This window comes from Dysosmobacter sp. Phy, from assembly GCF_054476235.1.
In genome coordinates, this window is record NZ_CM136997.1 from 1,078,510 (window position 1) to 1,094,726 (window position 16,217).

The window sequence follows — 16,217 nt, forward strand, 5'->3', positions numbered from 1 at the left end:
ACAACTGCGGCGGATGACCGGGATGATCGCCGGATTTGACCTGCTTCTATCTCCGCGCGTTACGCGCTGGCCCGGCGGACAATGCCGGGTTTTCCGCTGGATGCAGGAGCGGATGGAGGATCCGCTCGCCGCCCCGGCAGTGACTGAGACTTTCCCACGCGGGGCGGACGGAATCGCTTCCCTTAACTGCCCCGGCAGCGCGTAGCAAAGCGGAACGCGCGGGAGTCAAAATACGCCAGTTCCCTTTTGCACCCACGTCCCTCCCCCGCACCATCGGATGCGGGGGCGCAGTTCTGCGCGGGACCGTTTCCGGCGCAGGGTCGGCGGGGCCGCCGGTCAGGGGCAGGCCGATTCGCACGACCCCCGTATCTGCCAAACCTTGCGCAGTATGCGCAAGGTTTGGCATCCGGCGGTTTTCTCTTCCACCGGCCGCGGCGCATTCTCTTTTGTCAAGACAAAAGAGAATGGGGGGCGGATTCCCCGGAAAACTCCCGGTATCCTCCCAGCCCGCCGGGAAAAAAGCCGCCATACCAGCACCTGACAGAGCCGGAGCAGGCGGATGCAGGATCCGCCCCTGCGGGCACGCTGACGGAAGGACGGTTCCCTGCGGCCCCCTCATCCGTCATTTGCTGCGCAAATGCCACCTTCCCCCCGTGGGGGAAAGCTCTGTCGCCGTCAGCCCCGGGGTTTCGGCTCGTGGCAGATCAGGGCGTCCACGCTGAGGCCGTAGAAATCCGCCAAGCCCACCAGCGTGGACAGCCCCGGCTCCCGCAGCCCCAGTTCGTAGTTCTGATAGCCCCGCCAGCTGATGCCCACGGCGGCGGCCACATCCTTCTGGGTCAGGCCCGCTTCTTTTCTCAACTGCGCAAGATGTTCAGGAAAGGTCATTTTTCCCTCGCTTCTATTGACACGCAAATTCGAGTGTGTTATTATAGTCACACACAAACGTGTGTGTCAATCCATAGTTCTGAATTCGCTTTCTCAGATCTCCACCACCGCGCCGCCGCTCAGGGGCCGCAGACGCTGGCCCAGGATGGCGGACAGGCGCTCATAGGCGTAGGCCCCGGTGCAGTGGCCGGTGTAGTACACCGTCTCCCCCGCCAGCAGGGCCCGGCCGGTGTCGTCGATGAGCCGGTCGGCGTCGGGCCCCGGCGTCAGCTCAAAGAAGTGGAACCCGCCGATCACTGCGTCCGGCATCCGGCCCAGCAGCTCCGCCGCCCGGTCCCGGATGTTCACCACGCCCCGGTGGGCGCAGCCGCAGATCAGCACCGCCTTCCCCCCTGCCTGGATCAGCAGGTTCTGCTCGTGGGCGAAGTCGTCGGGCCGGAAGCCCTCCTCCGTCCGCACCTGGAGGGCGGCGGAGGCCGCCAGGGCCGGGAAGTCCTCCCCCTCGTCGGCAAAGAGGGTCAGCTCGTCGTCCAGCCGCAGGAGGCCGCCGGTGGGCAGCACCCGGCTCTCGATCTGCCACAGCTCCGGGTCCAGGCCGATGTACCGGGGCTCCCGCCCTTCGTTGACGGCGTAAAAGTCCCCGAAGGCGTCCATGTGGATCAGCACCTCCGCCCGGGAGTTGGCCTCGCAGAAGGCGGCAAGCCCCCCGCCGTGGTCATAGTGGCCGTGGGAGAGCACGGCGGTGTCCACCGCCGCCAGGTCCACCCCCAGGGCTTTCGCGTTGGTCAGGAAGCCGTCGTTGGGCCCCATGTCGAAGAGAATCTTGTGGCGGGGCGTCTCGATGTACAGACTCAGCCCGTGGGCGGCGCAGAGACCGTCCTTGCAGGCGGTGTTTTCCAGCAGGGTCACGATCTTCATGGTTGGCTCCTTTCCCGGCAGACCAGCTCGTCCAGGGTCAGGCCGTAAAAATCGGCCAGGGCCACCAGCACGGACAGCCGGGGCTCCTGTTCCCCGTACTCGAACCGCTGGTAGGCGTGGACGCTGATGCCAATGGCTTTGGCAAGCTCCTTCTGGGAGATTTTTCTCTTTTCCCGCAGGAACACAAGATGCTCTGAAAAGTTCATACGTCTCTCCAGCCTCTCTTGACATTCCTGAACAGGAATATTATACTGTCATCATAAGGTTCCTGTTCTGGAATGTCAAATTGATTTTGGCGGTGATCGAAATGGACGATTACATCACGGTGCTGCTGAACGACCTGGAGGACCGGGCCCCGTCCTTTCTGCCCGGCGGCTATTACGCGGCCATGGCCCGGGAGAGCGACGCCCTCCGGGCGCTGGAGGCCACCTTCACGGCGGAGCAGCGGGCGCTGTTCCTCACCTACGAGGACTGCCGCAACGACAGCGCCGCCCACTACCAGGACGCCCTGGCCCGGCAGGCCTTTCTGCTGGGCCGGACCATCTTCCGTTAGACCGGCACGCCGTACAGCGCCCAGGTGTTGCTGCCGGTGATCTCCACGTCCAGGAACTGGCCGATCAGGGCCTTGTCCCCCTTGAGGCGCACCAGCCGGTTGCCCTCGGTCCGAGAGGAGAGGGGGTAGTCCCCATCGTCGCTCTCCCCGTCCACCAGGACGCGGACGGTCCTGCCCACGTAGGCGGCGTGGAGAGAGGCCGACATGGCGTTCTGGACCTCCAGGAGCCTGTCGAACCACTGCTGCTTCTCCGCCCGGGTGGCCGGGTCCGGCATTTCGGCGGCCTTGGTGCCGGGGCGGGGGGAGTAGATGAAGGTGAAGAGGGCGTCGAAGCCCACCTCCTCCACCAGGGAGACGGTGTCCATGGCCTCGGCCTCGGTCTCGCCGGGGAAGCCGATGATGACGTCGGAGGTCAGCACCAGGTCCGGCATGACGGATTTGGCATAGTGAATGAGGTCCAGATACTGCTGCCGGGTGTAGCGCCGGTTCATCTCCCGGAGCACCCGGTCGTTGCCGGACTGGAAGGGCAGGTGCAGCTGATGGGCCACGTGGCGGCTGGCCGCCATCACGTCAAAGAGGCGCTGCGTCGCGTCCTTGGGATGGCTGGACATGAAGCGGATCCAGTAGTCCCCGGGGATAGCGTCGATGTCCGCCAGCAGGTCCGGGAAGTGATAGTCCAGGTCCAGGTCGTTTCCGTAGGAGTTGACGTTCTGGCCCAGGAGGGTGATGTCCCGGTATCCGGCCTCCACCAGCTCCCGGACCTCCGCCAGGACCGCCTGGGGGTCCCGGCTCCGCTCCCGGCCCCGGACGTAGGGCACGATGCAGTAGGAGCAGAAGTTGTTGCAGCCGTACATGATGGAGACCCAGGCCTTGACGCCCTTCTCCCGCACCACGGGGATGCCCTCGGCGATGGTGCCGTGCTCGTCCGCCACGGAAAAGACCCGCTTGCGGCGCTCATAGACCTGCCAGAGAAGCTCCGGGAACTTCCACAGGGCGTGGGGCCCGAACACCAGATTTACATGGGGATAGGACTTTTTCACCCGCTCGGAGACCCGGGGCTCCTGGGCCATGCAGCCGCAAAGGCAGATCACCTGCTCGGGGTTTTCCTTCTTCGTGTGGGTCAGGGCGCCCAGGTTGCCGAACACCCGGTCCTCGGCGTGCTCCCGAACGGCGCAGGTGTTCAGGATCACCAGGTCCGCCTCGGCGGGGTCCGACGTGAAGGTGAAGCCGCACTCGGCCAGCATGCCCATGAGCTTCTGGCCGTCGGCCACGTTCTGCTGGCAGCCGAAGGTATCCACGCAGGCCATCGGGTGGGCCTCCCGGGCGGCGAACATCGCCCGGATCTTCTCTTCAAATGTCCGCTGGCGGTCCAGGTCCTCCTGGCGCACCAGCACGTTCTGCCGTTCCAAATCAGTTCCTCCAAATTCAGATACTTTAACTAATTTATAATACCATACCAAGGCAAAAAGCACAAGTTGAAAAACAGGCCGCCCCGTGAGGAGCGGCCTACTGCCGAAAAAGCGGCTGTGCCGCTTTTTCGAAAAGGATTGCACGCAAGTCGGCCCTCGATTCCATACGGAAAAGTCGGCACGCCTTGCGTGAGCAATGTCATTTCCGAGGTACACGCCCCCGGAAATGACAGGATTTTTATGGCTGCCGCCGCCTGCGGGCGACAAGTCTCCTTGTGCAGGATCGCTTTTTTGACAATCCGGCAGGCCGCCCCGTGAGGAGCGGCCTGTTTTTCTATCGGTGCAGGAGCAATTCCGCCAGCTCCGCCGGGGTGCGGGCCACGGCGTCGGCGCCGGTCTCCTCCGGGGCGACGACGCCGCCCCAGGCGGCGGTGACGCAGAACACGGACGCCCGGCGCCCCTGGGCCTCCAGCGCGGCCTGGGCGCGGCGGCCGAATACCACGTCGGCGGCGTGGTCCCCGATGTAGGCAAAGCGCCCGGAGCGGATGCCCAGGCGGTCCAGGCAGGCCAGGAAGGCGGCGGGGTGGGGCTTCTGGCAGTCAAAGGGTACGTCGGCGTGGCCCACCACGGCGGCGAACCGGTCCCCCACTCCGTGGGCGGCCAGGGCGGCGCGGATGTTGTCCGGGTCGTTCTGGGAGCAGATGCCCATGGGCACGGACCCCAGCTGCGCCAGGGCCTCCGGCAGGCCTTCGAAGAGAGGCGGCAGGGTCTCGTCCGCCAGCTGGCAGGGGCCCCACAGCCGCCCGGCCTCGTCCAGCCGCTCCGGCGGGACGCCGAAGGCCCGGACGTACAGCTCCCGCCAGTTGTTCCAGCGGTAGTTGGCCTCCCGATAGGCGGCGAGGCTCCGCAGGGCCTGCGGCACGGGGTCCAGCAGGGCCGGGTCCAGCCGGAAGAGCACCGCCTTGGTCACCGCCAGGTTCTTCACCGGCGTATCGGCGATGGTGCCGTCGTAGTCCCACAAAATGGCGTCCAGCATGGTCTGCTCCCCTTTCGTCGGTCATTCCAATGTCGGGGCTGCGCCCCGGATCTTACGTCCGTTTTTCCAGCTTTCGCAGCTGGGCCCGAAATTCCTCCGGCAGGTCGCACCAGAGCTCCACCGCCTCCCCGGTCCGGGGGTGGAGGAACCGCAGGCCCACGGCGTGGAGGCACTGGCCCTGGAGGCCGGGGACGGCCTTTTTGGCGCCGTACACCGTGTCGCCCAGGATGGGGTGGCCGATGCTCGCCATGTGGACCCGGATCTGGTGGGTGCGGCCGGTCTCCAGGCGGCACTCCACATAAGTGAAGCCCTGAAACCGCTCCAGCACGGTCCAGTGGGTCACGGCGCTGCGGCCGTTTGCCACCACGGCCATCTTCTTCCGGTCCGTGGGGCAGCGGCCGATGGGGGCGTCCACGGTGCCCGTATCCTCCCGAAGGTTCCCCACCACGATGCAGCGGTAGATCCGGGCAAGGGTGTGGTCCTGGAGCTGGGCGGAGAGCGATTGGTGGGCGAAGTCGTTCTTGGCGGCGATGATGAGGCCGGAGGTGTCCCGGTCGATCCGGTGGACGATGCCGGGCCGCAGCGCCCCGCCCACGCCGGAGAGGGAGTCCCCGCAGTGGTGGAGCAGGGCGTTGACCAGCGTTCCGTCCGGGTGGCCGGGGGCCGGGTGGACCACCAGCCCCTTGGGCTTGTTGACCACGATCACGTCGGCGTCCTCGTACACCACGTCCAGCGGGATGTCCTGGGCCACGGCCTCCATGGGCTCCGGGTCCGGCAGGGTGACGGCGATGGTCTCGCCGCCGGTGAGGCGGGCGTTTTTCGCCAGGGGCTTGCCCCCGGCGGTCACCTGCCCCTCCTGGCACAGGCGGGCTGCGGCGGAGCGGGTCAGCTCCGGCAGGGCCTCCGCCAAAAAGGCGTCCAGCCGCTTGCCGGCGTCCTCCGGGGCGGCGGTCAAAATCCGCTCATCCATGGCGGCGCTCCCGCTTGTCGTACTTTTCATAGAACCACAGGTAGTAGATCACGCCCAGCACCGCGCCGCAGACGATGCAGATGTCCGCCACGTTGAACACCGGGTAGCTGGGCCAGAACTCGAAGTGGAACATGTCCACCACGTACCCCAGCCGCACCCGGTCGAGGATGTTGCCCACGCCCCCGGCGATGACCAGGAAGCAGGCGGCCAGGCCCAGGGGATGGCGGACGGTCCGGCGCAGCAGCAGGGCCAGCACCGCCAGCACGATCACGCTCGTGACGGCCACCAGCAGCCATCTGCTGCCGGAGAAGCTGGACCAGGCGGCGCCGTAGTTGTGGACGGTGCAAAGCTCCACCACCCCCGGCCACAGGGGCCGGGCGTCCCCCAGGGGGATATAGAGGGTGACATAGTGCTTGACCCACTGGTCCAGAGCCAGCAGGCCCAGGGCGGCAATGGAAAACAGGGCGTACAGCATGCGATACTCCTTTTCGGGGCGGCGCCCCGGTTTCGTTGGATGGGTCTCAGTTTACACGCTCCGCCGCCAAAAAGCAACCGCCCCGCGGAAAAAGGCCCGGAAGCCATCGGCTTCCGGGCGGCAGCCCGCCGGAAGGACTTTCCGGCAGGCTGTCCGCGTTTTTCAGCCCCTTGAAGCGGGCTGAAAACGAGTGATCCAAATGGCGCGGGACACCCCTCCCGGGTTTCACGCGCACACCCTTCCTCCCCGCCGCGCAAGTCTTTCCTTCTTTTCCGGCAAACACGAGGCCCGGAAGCCGACGGCTTCCGGGCCCTTTCCGGTGAGCGGGAACAATCAGAACTGGGGCAGCTTGCGGACCACCTGGGCGCAGCGGGCGCACAGGGTGGGGTGGTCCGCGTCGGCACCCACGGTGGGGCTGTGCATCCAGCAGCGCTCGCACTTCTCACCCTTGGCCTGACTCACCACCACCCGTACGCCGTTGAGGGGGGTGCCGGCGGCCTGGCTGTAGAGGGTGGGATCGGTGACGAAGTCCACCCCGGAGACAATGAAGAAGTCCGCCCACCACTGCTGGGTGAAGTGCTCCCGCAGATCGGACAGGTCCACCGGCGGCTTTTCCTCCCCGGTGACAATGGAGACATGGGCTTCCAGGCTCTTGCCGATCTTCTTCTCGTTCCGGGCAGCCTCCAGGGCAGCGTTCACGCCGTCCCGCAGCTGGATCATGGTGCCCCAGGAGACCAGGTCCCCCAGGTCGTACTCCTGGAAGGGCTGGTTCATGTCGTTGAACACCACGTTGCGGCCGTCGTCGCCGGACCGGTGGGTCATGGACTGCCAGATCTCGTCGCAGGTGAAGGCCAGGATGGGGGCCATGATCTTGGTCATGGTGTCCAGGATCAGGAACAGGGCGGTCTGGGCGCTGCGGCGCTTGGTGCCTTCGGCCTCCTCGCAGTACAGCCGGTCCTTGATGATGTCCAGGTAGAAGTTGGAGAGCTCCACCACGCAGAAGTCGTTGACGGCGTGGGTGACCACCAGGAACTCATAGTCGTCGTAGGCCTTGGCGCACTTTTCGATCAGGGCGTTGAGGCGGGTGACGGCCCAGCGGTCCAGCTCCTCCATCTCCTCCGGGGCCACCAGCTGGTCGGGGTCGAAGCCGTCCAGGTTCCCCAGGCAGTACCGGGCGGTGTTGCGGAACTTCAGGTAGTTCTGGCTCAGCTGCTTGAAGATGGCGTCGGAGCAGCGGACGTCGGCGTGGTAGTCGGCGCTGGCGGCCCAGAGCCGCAGCAGGTCCGCGCCGTACTTGTCCATGATCTCATAGGGGTCCATGCCGTTGCCCAGGGACTTGTGCATGGCCTTGCCCTCGCCGTCCACGGTCCAGCCGTGGGTGACGCACTCCTGGAAGGGCGCGCCCTTACCGAAGGCGCCCACGGCGGTCAGCAGCGCGGACTGGAACCAGCCGCGGTACTGATCCAGGCCCTCCAGGTACATGTTGGCGGGCCACCAGCCCTGGTCCCGCTTCATGGCGGCGAAGTGGGTGGAGCCGGAGTCGAACCAGCCGTCCAGGGTGTCCTCTTCCTTCTCGAAGCCGCTCTTGCCGCCGCAGTGGGGGCAGGTGAAGCCCGCCGGCAGGATCTCCTCGGCGGTCTTGGCGAACCAGGCGTTGGAGCCCTCCTTCTCAAACAGGGCGGAGATGGCGGCGATGGTCTCGTCGGTGACGATGGGCTTGCCGCAGTCCTTGCAGTACACCACGGGGATGGGCAGGCCCCACTTGCGCTGGCGGGAGATGCACCAGTCGGTGCGCTCCCGGACCATGGACTTCATGCGGTCGATGCCCCAGCCGGGCACCCAGCGCACGTCGTCGCAGGCGGCGCAGGCCTCGTCCTTGAAGGACTCCACGGAGCAGAACCACTGGGGCGTGGCCCGGAAGATGATGGGGCCCTTGCAGCGCCAGCAGTGGGGATAGCTGTGGACGATCTCCTCCTGGGCAAAGAGCATGCCGCTGTCCTTCATATCCTGGAGGATGATGGGGTTGGACTCCTCAGTCTTGAGCCCGGCGTACTTGCCGGCATAGTCGGTGTGGCGGCCCTGGTCGTCCACGGGCACCACCATGTCCATGCCGTAGCGCTTGCAGGTCTCATAGTCGTCGGCGCCAAAGCCCGGCGCGGTGTGGACGCAGCCGGTACCGGAGTCCATGGTGACGTAGTCCGCCAGCAGCAGGCGGGAAGTCTTGGGCAGGAAGGGATGGTCTGCCAGCATGTTCTCAAAGAAGGCGCCGGGGTGGGTCTCCACGACCTCCCAGCTGTCAAAGCCGCCCAGGCTCATGACCTTCTCCACCAGGGCCTCGGCCATGATATAGACCTCGCCGCCCGAGGCCTTCACCAGGGCGTAGGACTCGTCGGGGTGCAGGGCGATGGCCAGGTTGCCCGGCAGCGTCCAGATGGTGGTGGTCCAGATCACGAAGAAGAGCTTGCTCTTGTCGTAGGCGGAGAGCTTGCCCTGGTCGTCGTGCATGGGGAACTTCACGTACACGGTGGTGCAGGGGTCGTCCTGGTACTCGATCTCGGCCTCGGCCAGGGCGGTCTCGTCGTGGGGGCACCAGTACACGGGCTTGAGGCCCTTGTAGATATAGCCCTTCTTGTACATCTCGCCGAACACCTTCACCTCCTCGGCCTCAAAGCCCGGGTCCATGGTGGCGTAGGGGTGTTCCCAGTCGCCGATGACGCCCATGCGCTGGAAGCCCTCGCTCTGAACGCCCATATAGTGGCGGGCGAAGTCCTGGCAGGCGGAGCGGAACTCGGGCACGGACATCTTCTTGCGGTCCAGCTTGTTCTGCTTGATGATGGCGGACTCGATGGGCATGCCGTGGTTGTCCCAGCCGGGGATATAGGGGGTGTAGTAGCCCCGCATGGCGTAGGACCGGGTGATGAAGTCCTTGATGGCCTTGTTCAGGGCGTGGCCCATGTGGAGGGCGCCGTTGGAGAACGGAGGGCCGTCGTGGAGGTTGAACCGGGGCTTGCCCTCGTTCTTCTTGAGCAGCTCGTTATACACGTCCTGCTCCTGCCAGCGCCTGAGCATCTCCGGCTCCCGCTTGGGCAGGCCCGCCCGCATGGGGAAGTCGGTCTTTGGCAGATTGATGGTCTTGTTGTAGTCCATTGCCGTGTCTCCTTTTATCCTGAAATGGTTTTGTTGATGAAATACAAAAAACGCTTTGCCTCTTTCTCAAGAGACAAAGCGTTTGGTCAAACACTCTGCGGTACCACTCTCGGTTGCCGTCCCCTTGCGGGGCGCGGCCGCTCGCTGCCCGCCGTCACGGGCCGGTGCTGTAACGGGCACCACGCGTCCTTACCTACTCGCGTCGTCTTTCAGCAGGAGGCTCCAAGGTGATTTTCGCCCGGCGCTTCCGTCCGCCTTGCACCAAACCGGCGGCTCTCTTTGCAGAAACTGAGGGGTTACTCGTCCTTTTCCACGCCAAATGTTTCATTTTACCCGATTATCGTATCACATTTTTCCGGTTTGTCAAGGCGGTTTTTGCAAAAACCGCCTTCGCCGCCCTATGCGGCAGCCCTGCAATAGAGGGCCATGGTGTCCCAGCACCACTCCGGCAGGGATCCCCAGCCGGTGGAGGCCATGCGGTAATTGCCCTCCAGGCCGCTGAAGCGGCATACGCCCTGGCCGTCCAGGGTCCAGGACAAGGGCGTTCCCGTCTCCGGCGTGAAGGTCACCGTGTAGGCCGCGGCCTCGTCCAGGGGCGCGTCCGTGGGGATCAGGACGGCGCCTTCCCTCCCAGACCCGGAGCCGGACCACAGCATGGCCCAGAATTCCTCCTCCGCCGCCGCGCCGGCATCCTCCACGCCCTGTCCGCCGGGGCCGGTCACCGAAAGACGGCAGGAGCGGGTCCTCCCGTCGGTCGGATCAGCAGGCAGCGGCGCGGGCTGGATCTGCGCCGGCACATAGACAATGTCCATCTCCAGCTTCAGCGCCCCGTCCTCCAGGGTCGCAGCGCAGAACTTCCACTCTCCTCCGTCCGTTTCCCGATAGCGGAAGATCAGCCGGACCGGGCCGGGTCCCTCGGCCTCCATTGCCTCCAGGACGGCGCTCCCGCCGCCGATATACTGGCCGGGACTCACCTGATAGACGCTGCCGTCCGCCGCCCGGTGGAAGAAGGTCAGGCCACTCCACCACTCCGCCACCTCGTAGACCAGCTCCGGCTCCCCGCCGCCGTCCAGATCCAGGGATACCGGGTCCAGGCAGGGCTCCACCACCCGCAGCTCCCCGGCGCTGTCGAACCAGTAGAAGCGATACCGGTAGATCCCCGCGCCGGGAGGATCGCCGGTCCGCAGCAAAAACCCGTCCTCCCCCAGCACACCGGAGAAGGCTGTGAGGGTGACGCCCTGGGTGTAATCGGGCATCCTCCCCCGGCCGTCATACAGCTGGATGAAGCGGATCCACTGGCTCTCAGGGCGCAAAAAGGCGCCGTACACCAGGCCCTCCGCCGTGGCGTAGAGCCTGATGCACGTGCCGTCATCCAAATTCAGTTCCGCCAGGATATCCGCCATCTCCGCCGCATCTGCCGGGACAAACAGTCCCTCCGCTCCCCAGCAGAGGCGGTTCTTCGCCGCGGTATCCACCGGCTCCAGCTCCTTCAGGGAGATGATCCGCACCGGGGAGGGCTCCTCATACTGGAGGGCATCGTCCTCCAGGGTCTGGGCGGCATCCTGCTCCTCCTGCGCCGGAGGAATGGGCCTGGCGGAGGTGGGGCGTCCGGCCAGCAGCATCGCCGCCGCTGTGACCAGCAGCAGGCAGATCAGCCCCGATGCCCGCTTGCGTAGTGCCATAGGGATCGCTCCTTCCGGCCGCCGCTCAGGCGGCCAGCACGAAATAGCCCATGCACAGGGCAATGGTGGTCAGTAAGTAGTGGAGGGCCGGCAGCCACTCCCGGTCCCGGCAGAACAGCAGGATGTTGATGAGGCCGAAGGCCACCGTGGCCCCCACCATCACCACCCAGGCGAACTGGCCCCGCAGGGCCACGAACTCCAGGACCGTCAGAAAGCCCACCAGCAAAAAGGTCATCTGAAACGCCAGTTTCGCTCTCACCGTCTGTTTCGCCTCACTGATAGCGGTATTGTCTGCCGGAGTATTGGTCCACGCACCGGAGGAACATCTCCCGGCTGCGGAATTCCAGCAGCTGGCAGCCTTCCTCCTCGTGGAAGGATACGATGCGGCGCTGGGTATCCACCCACATACGCCACAATGTCACGACGCCGGTGTTCTGCTCCATGATCGAAAGGCTCCCTTCTTCAAGCTCACGCACACATGGCGCGTATACTTATAAGACGATTGAACAATGGGTTTTGTTTCACGCAAAAGAAATTTTTTTCAGGCGGCATCCTCCGCCGCCAGGCTCTCCGCCGCGGCGGCCACATCCACCAGGAAATCCTCCCAGGCCTCGGGATGCTCCACGTAGTAGACGGGGCAGCGCTTACCGGTGACATCGTAGTGACGGATCACGTCCCGCTCCGGGTCCAGATGAAAGGTGTGGCACAGCCAGGCGGTCAGTTCCACGGTCCGCCAGTAGGTGACATCCGAAAACTGCCCCGCCGCATCAGGGTGACAGACCTCAATGGCGATCGTGTCGTCGTTGCGCTCATTGGAGGCATAGGCGATCTCCGTCAGGGGCACGCACTGGATCACCTCCCCCTCCAGGCCCACGATAAAGTGACTGGAGGCGTAGGTCCCCTCCGTTCCATCGGCCAGGGACGCGAAGTAGTTGCGGTTGGCCCGGGCGGCGGTGCCGGGGTTGCCCACGTAGTGGATGACCACGCCGCGGATCTCTTCCAGCTCCGTGCCCGGCCGGGACCACTCGTTGATGGGCAGCAGATCCTGCTCCACATACGACGGAAGCGCCACATGCTCTCCCGGCAGTCCCGTGTCCCGGTTCAGCCACAAGACGGCGCCGGCCAGCGCCGCCGCAGCCAACAGCACCAGCGTCAGCGGCCTGCGCTTGCGCCGGGCCGGGCGCCGCCGGTGCCGGTGAGACCGGCGGCGCCGGGGCATCTCATAGACGGTCTCCTCCATGGCTCACCCCACCGCTTCCGTCCAGTTCCGGGACTCGGACTGCTGGTCCTCCTGGGCATAGGTCACCAGGGGAATCTCCTTTGTCAGCCCCAGCTCCTCCAGAGCGGAGAGCAGCTCCGTAGCGTTGACGGAGAAGTCCAGGTCCAGGGAGTCTGTGATGGGCTCGCCTGTTTTGTCCAGTTCGCGGATATAGTAGAGCGCCAGGCGGTTGGTGTAGGTCTCCTGCTCCCACCGGTCCGGCCTGAAGGCGTTGCGGCCGAATCGGCCCGCCTCCATATCCTTCAAAATGGCGGCATAGAGGGTCTGCGCGTCTGCGGCGCTCAGGCTGACGCCCTGGCTGCCCTGAATGAAATCACCGCCGGTGAACCGCAGCAGGGAGTCAATCTCCAGCTGGGGCCGCTGGACCACGGGGTCCGCAGCCAGCTCCGCCAGCCGGGCCATGGCGCTGTCCGGCTGATCCAGCTCTGAGACGTAATAATTGAGCCCGTAAGAGCGGCGGAGCGTGGTGCCGTCCGTCAGCTCATAGCGCAGATCCAGCCGTCCCCACAGCAGGCGGAGTTCACTGTCTCCGGAAGCCTGCGGTCCATTGCCGCTCTCATTGCGGCGCAGATGCTCCTTCTCCGCCAGGACGGCCGTCTGGATGTCCAGAAACCGCTGGATCTCATCCGGCGCCTTCAGCTCACCGTAATAGTAGGTGTTCTGTCCGTCGATCTCAAAGGTGAGGCTCTCCACCTCCTGGAGCGGCGGAACATAGCTCTCCACGCCCAGCACGTCCGCCCGGACGCACAGACACAGTGCCGCCACTACCGCGGCGCACAGCACGCCTCCCTTCCAGGTGGCGCGCAGGACCCGGAAGGATTTGCGCATCAGCATGGCCGCGCCCCAGTAGCCCAGCAGGCCCATGGCCACCACACAGCCCATCATCCCCGGGAACCAGACCTTCCAGCTCCCCAGCATGGGGTCCAGGACCAGATAGTACAGGCCCTGTCCCAGCGACAGGGCGGCGCACAGGGCCACACCCCACAAAAACACGGGCTTCGCCCACCGGACGGCCACCGTGTCCCCGGCGGTCTCGCTGGGCCGGCGGCGGTAGACGGCCAGCGCCGCCAGGGCCAGCACCGCGCCCACAGCGGCATAGATGGCCAGAGTGACCAGGCCCTCCAGGTGCCAGTTCAAGGTCCGCTCCAGGGCCTCATCGTAAGTACCCTCGATCGACAGCTTCTCGCTCAGTCCCATGACCGGCGTCAGCCATATGGCCCAGGCAGGAGCCGAGTAGTTGAATCCGTAATAGAACGCCTGGGCCATCTGCTGGACCAGGCCGCACAGGCCCATCACCAGCGCGTTGAGCACGCCGTAGAGCACCGGCGCCATGAGGATCTGCCCGGTGAACGTCACGCACAGCACGGCAAAGGAGTAGAAAAACAGCATCTGCCCCAGGCCGCAGGCCAGGGCGCTCAGCAGCGCGGTGCCGTTCAGGGCCCCGGCGCTCAGCAGCACCAGCGCCTCCAGTACGGCGCAGGTCACCTGTACCGCAACGGCCACCAGCAGTCCGGTCAGGTAATTGGTAAGAAACAGGCCCTCCCTCCGGACGGGCAGGCTGTGAAACAGGCCCACCGCTCTGGGAACCGTCAGATAGGAGAACAGCGCCATGGCAAACAGAATGCCGGCCACAACGGCGCAGAAAAGGCCGAAATTGCTCCAGGTGCTCAGCAGATCCCGGGTCAATTCCGCCGCCCGGAAAATCCTGTCCGGCTCGGCGTAGCGGCCGAAGGCGGCGACGAACCGGGCCACCGGCCCCGCCAGCAGCCAGGCCACCGCATAGACCGCCCACAACGGCCAGAACCGGGTCAGGTTCTTGCGCAGCAGCGCGCCGTTAAAGCACGATGTCTTTGACTGCATAGTCCGCACCTCCCAGCTCGTAAATAAAGATCTCCTCCAGTGTCAGCGGCACCGCGTCCGCCAGCAGCGGATCGTAGGGCGCCAGGCATCTCTGGGCCTCCTCCGCGCTCATGCGCATGATGAGGGTGTGGATGCGGCCCACCCGGGAGGCATGGAGCACCGGCACTCCGGGGGGCACCTGGTCCTCCCCCTCCCGGAACACCACCTGCATCTTCACCATGTTGTCCTGGAGCTGGGCCAGGCTCCGCTCCAGCAGCACCCTGCCGTGGTCCATGATGCCCACGTGGTCGCACACATCCTCCAGCTCCCGCAGGTTGTGAGAGCTGACCAGCACCGTGGTGCCCCGCTGGGCCACATCCCCCAGCACCAGCGACCACACCTGCCGCCGCATCACCGGGTCCAGCCCGTCCACCGGCTCATCCAAAATCAGATATTCCGGCATGCAGCAAAGAGCCAGCCAGAAGGCGGCCTGCTTCTGCATGCCCTTGCTCAGGCGGCGCAGCAGCCGCCGCTCGTCGATCTGAAAGACCTCCTTGAGCTTTTCGTACCGCTCCATGGAGAAATGGGGATAAAAGCCCCGGTAAAAGCGCATCATATCCCGGATGGAGGACTGGAGGAAATAGTACCAGTCGTCCGGGATGGAGGCGATGCGGCTTTTCAATCCGGCGTTCTCCCACACGTCCTCCCCGCCCATGCGGACGGTGCCGCCGTCCTGGCGGCAGATGCCGGTCAGATGCCGGATCAGGGTGGACTTGCCGGCCCCGTTGGGCCCCACCAGTCCGTAGACAGAGCCGGCGGGCACCGACAGCGTGGCCCCGTCCAGAGCCGCAAAGCCCTCAAACCGCTTGACCAGATCCTTCACTTCGATCATGCCCGCTCCACCTCCTTCTCATCCAGCAGCGCCAGCAGCTCCTTCCGGGTCACGCCCAGATACCGCAGCTCCGACAGCATCTCCCGCACCCGGGCCAGCAGCTCCCGCTTGCGCTCGGTATCGGCTCCGGCCACGGCGGCAGCGAAGCTTCCCTTACCCGGAACAGAGTAAATGTATCCCTCTCCCTCCAGTTCGTTGTAGGCCCGCTGGATGGTGTTGGGATTGATGGACAACTGCTGCGCCAGCGCCCGGACAGAGGGCAGCTTATCATCTGTCCGCAGGGCGCCGGTGACGATCAGCTTTCTCAATCCATCCTTGATCTGCTCATAGATGGGTCGGGAGTCCCGATAGTTCAGGCTGATCATCGTGTCACCTTCCTTCCGCGGCGGCCGTCTCCGCCGCCGTATTAACTGTACTAGTACAGTTAATATAACACACCCCCTCTCCCCCTGTCAACACCTCCGTATCAGCGCTTTTTTGCCGGTTTTTTTGCCCGGACAACCGGAAAAACCCGCAGATTTCCCTTTACAACCGGGAATTTCTGTGATATATTTCGTTAGGCACGGCAATCGTGCCTCGCCCCTGGGCTTCGTCCGGCGGAGATTCACCGGCCCTGAACGCAGCCAGCGGGCAACATTATATGAAAGGTGGAAACCATCCATGCTGCGCAAAGAACAGAAGACTGCCATCATCGACGCCAACCGCACCCACGAGAGCGACACCGGTTCTCCCGAGGTCCAGATCGCCATTCTGACCGAGCGGATCAACCAGCTGACCCTCCACATGCAGAAGAACCCCCAGGACAAGCACTCCAACCGGGGCCTGCTGCAGATGGTCGGTAAGCGCCGCCGTCTGCTGGACTACCTGCAGAAGAAGGACATCGAGCGTTACCGCGCCCTGATCGCCAAGCTGGGCATCCGTAAGTAAGCGCTGAAATAGGGTGGTGTGGGCGTCCCTGCACCACCCTTCTTTCACATTTTTTCCCGCGTGACCATCCGCCCCGCCCGTGCGGAAGCCGCACAAATCCTTTAGCAGTTGAAAGCACCCCCGGAATGCGGTCCGGAGGCGGTTTCAAGTGCTAAATGGGTTGGCTTTCGCGCGCGGCTCCAGACCAAATGAAAAGGAGACA

General features: G+C 65.0%; 17 protein-coding genes. 2 read left to right on the top strand and 15 right to left on the bottom strand.

Annotated elements, in window-relative coordinates; genetic code table 11:
* Nucleotides 1-675: 675 nt before the first annotated feature.
* The 3 genes from ACVDHE_RS05305 to ACVDHE_RS05315 all read right to left on the bottom strand — a co-directional run bounded on the left by ACVDHE_RS05305 (nt 676) and on the right by ACVDHE_RS05315 (nt 2,012).
* Entirely contained in the window at nt 676-861 is a 186-nt protein-coding gene (locus ACVDHE_RS05305; RefSeq protein ID WP_458885848.1) for a helix-turn-helix domain-containing protein, read from the bottom strand.
* A 120-nt stretch (nt 862-981) separates the two neighbouring features.
* Entirely contained in the window at nt 982-1,806 is an 825-nt protein-coding gene (locus ACVDHE_RS05310; RefSeq protein WP_418726270.1) for an MBL fold metallo-hydrolase, read from the bottom strand.
* Nucleotides 1,803-2,012 carry a helix-turn-helix domain-containing protein gene (locus tag ACVDHE_RS05315; protein WP_249539215.1) on the bottom strand — a complete coding sequence of 70 codons (210 nt, stop codon included), beginning with the start codon at nt 2,010-2,012 and terminating at the stop codon, nt 1,803-1,805. The genes ACVDHE_RS05310 and ACVDHE_RS05315 overlap by 4 nt, the downstream gene beginning before the upstream one ends.
* Before the next feature lie 86 nt (nt 2,013-2,098).
* Here ACVDHE_RS05315 and ACVDHE_RS05320 point away from each other — a divergent pair, with 86 nt between their 5' ends.
* Nucleotides 2,099-2,359, top strand: a complete 261-nt coding sequence (locus ACVDHE_RS05320) for a hypothetical protein (protein ID WP_213037154.1) — start codon at nt 2,099-2,101, stop codon at nt 2,357-2,359.
* Here ACVDHE_RS05320 and miaB read toward each other — a convergent pair.
* The 12 genes from miaB to ACVDHE_RS05380 all read right to left on the bottom strand — a co-directional run bounded on the left by miaB (nt 2,356) and on the right by ACVDHE_RS05380 (nt 15,453).
* Entirely contained in the window at nt 2,356-3,768 is a 1,413-nt protein-coding gene (gene miaB, locus ACVDHE_RS05325; RefSeq protein ID WP_458885849.1) for a tRNA (N6-isopentenyl adenosine(37)-C2)-methylthiotransferase MiaB, read from the bottom strand. The two genes, ACVDHE_RS05320 and miaB, sit on opposite strands and share 4 nt — an antisense overlap.
* A gap of 334 nt (nt 3,769-4,102) precedes the next feature.
* On the bottom strand, nt 4,103-4,804 hold the full coding sequence (locus ACVDHE_RS05330) for an HAD family hydrolase (RefSeq protein ID WP_458885850.1): 702 nt from the start codon (nt 4,802-4,804) through the stop codon (nt 4,103-4,105).
* A 52-nt stretch (nt 4,805-4,856) separates the two neighbouring features.
* Nucleotides 4,857-5,774: an RluA family pseudouridine synthase gene (locus ACVDHE_RS05335; protein WP_458885851.1), complete on the bottom strand. Its 918-nt coding sequence runs from the start codon at nt 5,772-5,774 to the stop codon at nt 4,857-4,859.
* Nucleotides 5,767-6,249 carry a signal peptidase II gene (gene lspA, locus ACVDHE_RS05340; protein ID WP_458885852.1) on the bottom strand — a complete coding sequence of 161 codons (483 nt, stop codon included), beginning with the start codon at nt 6,247-6,249 and terminating at the stop codon, nt 5,767-5,769. The genes ACVDHE_RS05335 and lspA overlap by 8 nt, the downstream gene beginning before the upstream one ends.
* A 333-nt stretch (nt 6,250-6,582) precedes the next feature.
* The gene (gene ileS, locus ACVDHE_RS05345) at nt 6,583-9,396 is read right to left on the bottom strand and encodes an isoleucine--tRNA ligase (RefSeq protein ID WP_458885854.1); all 2,814 of its coding nucleotides are present in this window, start codon (nt 9,394-9,396) and stop codon (nt 6,583-6,585) included.
* Nucleotides 9,397-9,794: 398 nt separating this feature from the next.
* Nucleotides 9,795-11,078, bottom strand: coding sequence for a hypothetical protein (locus ACVDHE_RS05350; RefSeq protein ID WP_458885855.1), 1,284 nt, complete (start codon nt 11,076-11,078; stop codon nt 9,795-9,797).
* A gap of 25 nt (nt 11,079-11,103) precedes the next feature.
* Entirely contained in the window at nt 11,104-11,337 is a 234-nt protein-coding gene (locus tag ACVDHE_RS05355; protein WP_213037160.1) for a hypothetical protein, read from the bottom strand.
* 13 nt (nt 11,338-11,350) lie between these two features.
* Entirely contained in the window at nt 11,351-11,521 is a 171-nt protein-coding gene (locus ACVDHE_RS05360; protein ID WP_213037161.1) for a hypothetical protein, read from the bottom strand.
* A 98-nt stretch (nt 11,522-11,619) separates the two neighbouring features.
* Nucleotides 11,620-12,318 carry a peptidoglycan recognition protein family protein gene (locus ACVDHE_RS05365; protein ID WP_458885857.1) on the bottom strand — a complete coding sequence of 233 codons (699 nt, stop codon included), beginning with the start codon at nt 12,316-12,318 and terminating at the stop codon, nt 11,620-11,622.
* Between the two features lie 3 nt (nt 12,319-12,321).
* Nucleotides 12,322-14,217: a hypothetical protein gene (locus tag ACVDHE_RS05370; protein WP_458885858.1), complete on the bottom strand. Its 1,896-nt coding sequence runs from the start codon at nt 14,215-14,217 to the stop codon at nt 12,322-12,324.
* Complete coding sequence (locus tag ACVDHE_RS05375) at nt 14,192-15,088, bottom strand: ABC transporter ATP-binding protein (RefSeq protein ID WP_213037163.1); 897 nt, start codon at nt 15,086-15,088, stop codon at nt 14,192-14,194. Before ACVDHE_RS05375 ends, ACVDHE_RS05370 begins: the two co-directional genes overlap by 26 nt.
* Nucleotides 15,085-15,453, bottom strand: a complete 369-nt coding sequence (locus tag ACVDHE_RS05380) for a GntR family transcriptional regulator (protein WP_213037164.1) — start codon at nt 15,451-15,453, stop codon at nt 15,085-15,087. Before ACVDHE_RS05380 ends, ACVDHE_RS05375 begins: the two co-directional genes overlap by 4 nt.
* A gap of 295 nt (nt 15,454-15,748) precedes the next feature.
* Here ACVDHE_RS05380 and rpsO point away from each other — a divergent pair, with 295 nt between their 5' ends.
* The gene (gene rpsO / locus ACVDHE_RS05385; protein WP_325224652.1) at nt 15,749-16,015 is read left to right on the top strand and encodes a 30S ribosomal protein S15; all 267 of its coding nucleotides are present in this window, start codon (nt 15,749-15,751) and stop codon (nt 16,013-16,015) included.
* Nucleotides 16,016-16,217: the final 202 nt, after the last annotated feature.

Bases quoted from the DNA above. Each gene is read 5' to 3' on its own strand.
- rpsO (WP_325224652.1), top strand. From the start codon at position 15,749: ATGCTGCGCAAAGAACAGAAGACTGCCATCATCGACGCCAACCGCACC.
- ACVDHE_RS05310 (WP_418726270.1), bottom strand. From the start codon at position 1,806: ATGAAGATCGTGACCCTGCTGGAAAACACCGCCTGCAAGGACGGTCTC.
- ACVDHE_RS05380 (WP_213037164.1), bottom strand. From the start codon at position 15,453: ATGATCAGCCTGAACTATCGGGACTCCCGACCCATCTATGAGCAGATC.
- ACVDHE_RS05330 (WP_458885850.1), bottom strand. From the start codon at position 4,804: ATGCTGGACGCCATTTTGTGGGACTACGACGGCACCATCGCCGATACG.
- ileS (WP_458885854.1), bottom strand. From the start codon at position 9,396: ATGGACTACAACAAGACCATCAATCTGCCAAAGACCGACTTCCCCATG.
- lspA (WP_458885852.1), bottom strand. From the start codon at position 6,249: ATGCTGTACGCCCTGTTTTCCATTGCCGCCCTGGGCCTGCTGGCTCTG.
- ACVDHE_RS05350 (WP_458885855.1), bottom strand. From the start codon at position 11,078: ATGGCACTACGCAAGCGGGCATCGGGGCTGATCTGCCTGCTGCTGGTC.
- ACVDHE_RS05365 (WP_458885857.1), bottom strand. From the start codon at position 12,318: ATGGAGGAGACCGTCTATGAGATGCCCCGGCGCCGCCGGTCTCACCGG.
- ACVDHE_RS05360 (WP_213037161.1), bottom strand. From the start codon at position 11,521: ATGGAGCAGAACACCGGCGTCGTGACATTGTGGCGTATGTGGGTGGAT.
- ACVDHE_RS05375 (WP_213037163.1), bottom strand. From the start codon at position 15,088: ATGATCGAAGTGAAGGATCTGGTCAAGCGGTTTGAGGGCTTTGCGGCT.
- ACVDHE_RS05315 (WP_249539215.1), bottom strand. From the start codon at position 2,012: ATGAACTTTTCAGAGCATCTTGTGTTCCTGCGGGAAAAGAGAAAAATC.
- ACVDHE_RS05370 (WP_458885858.1), bottom strand. From the start codon at position 14,217: ATGCAGTCAAAGACATCGTGCTTTAACGGCGCGCTGCTGCGCAAGAAC.
- ACVDHE_RS05335 (WP_458885851.1), bottom strand. From the start codon at position 5,774: ATGGATGAGCGGATTTTGACCGCCGCCCCGGAGGACGCCGGCAAGCGG.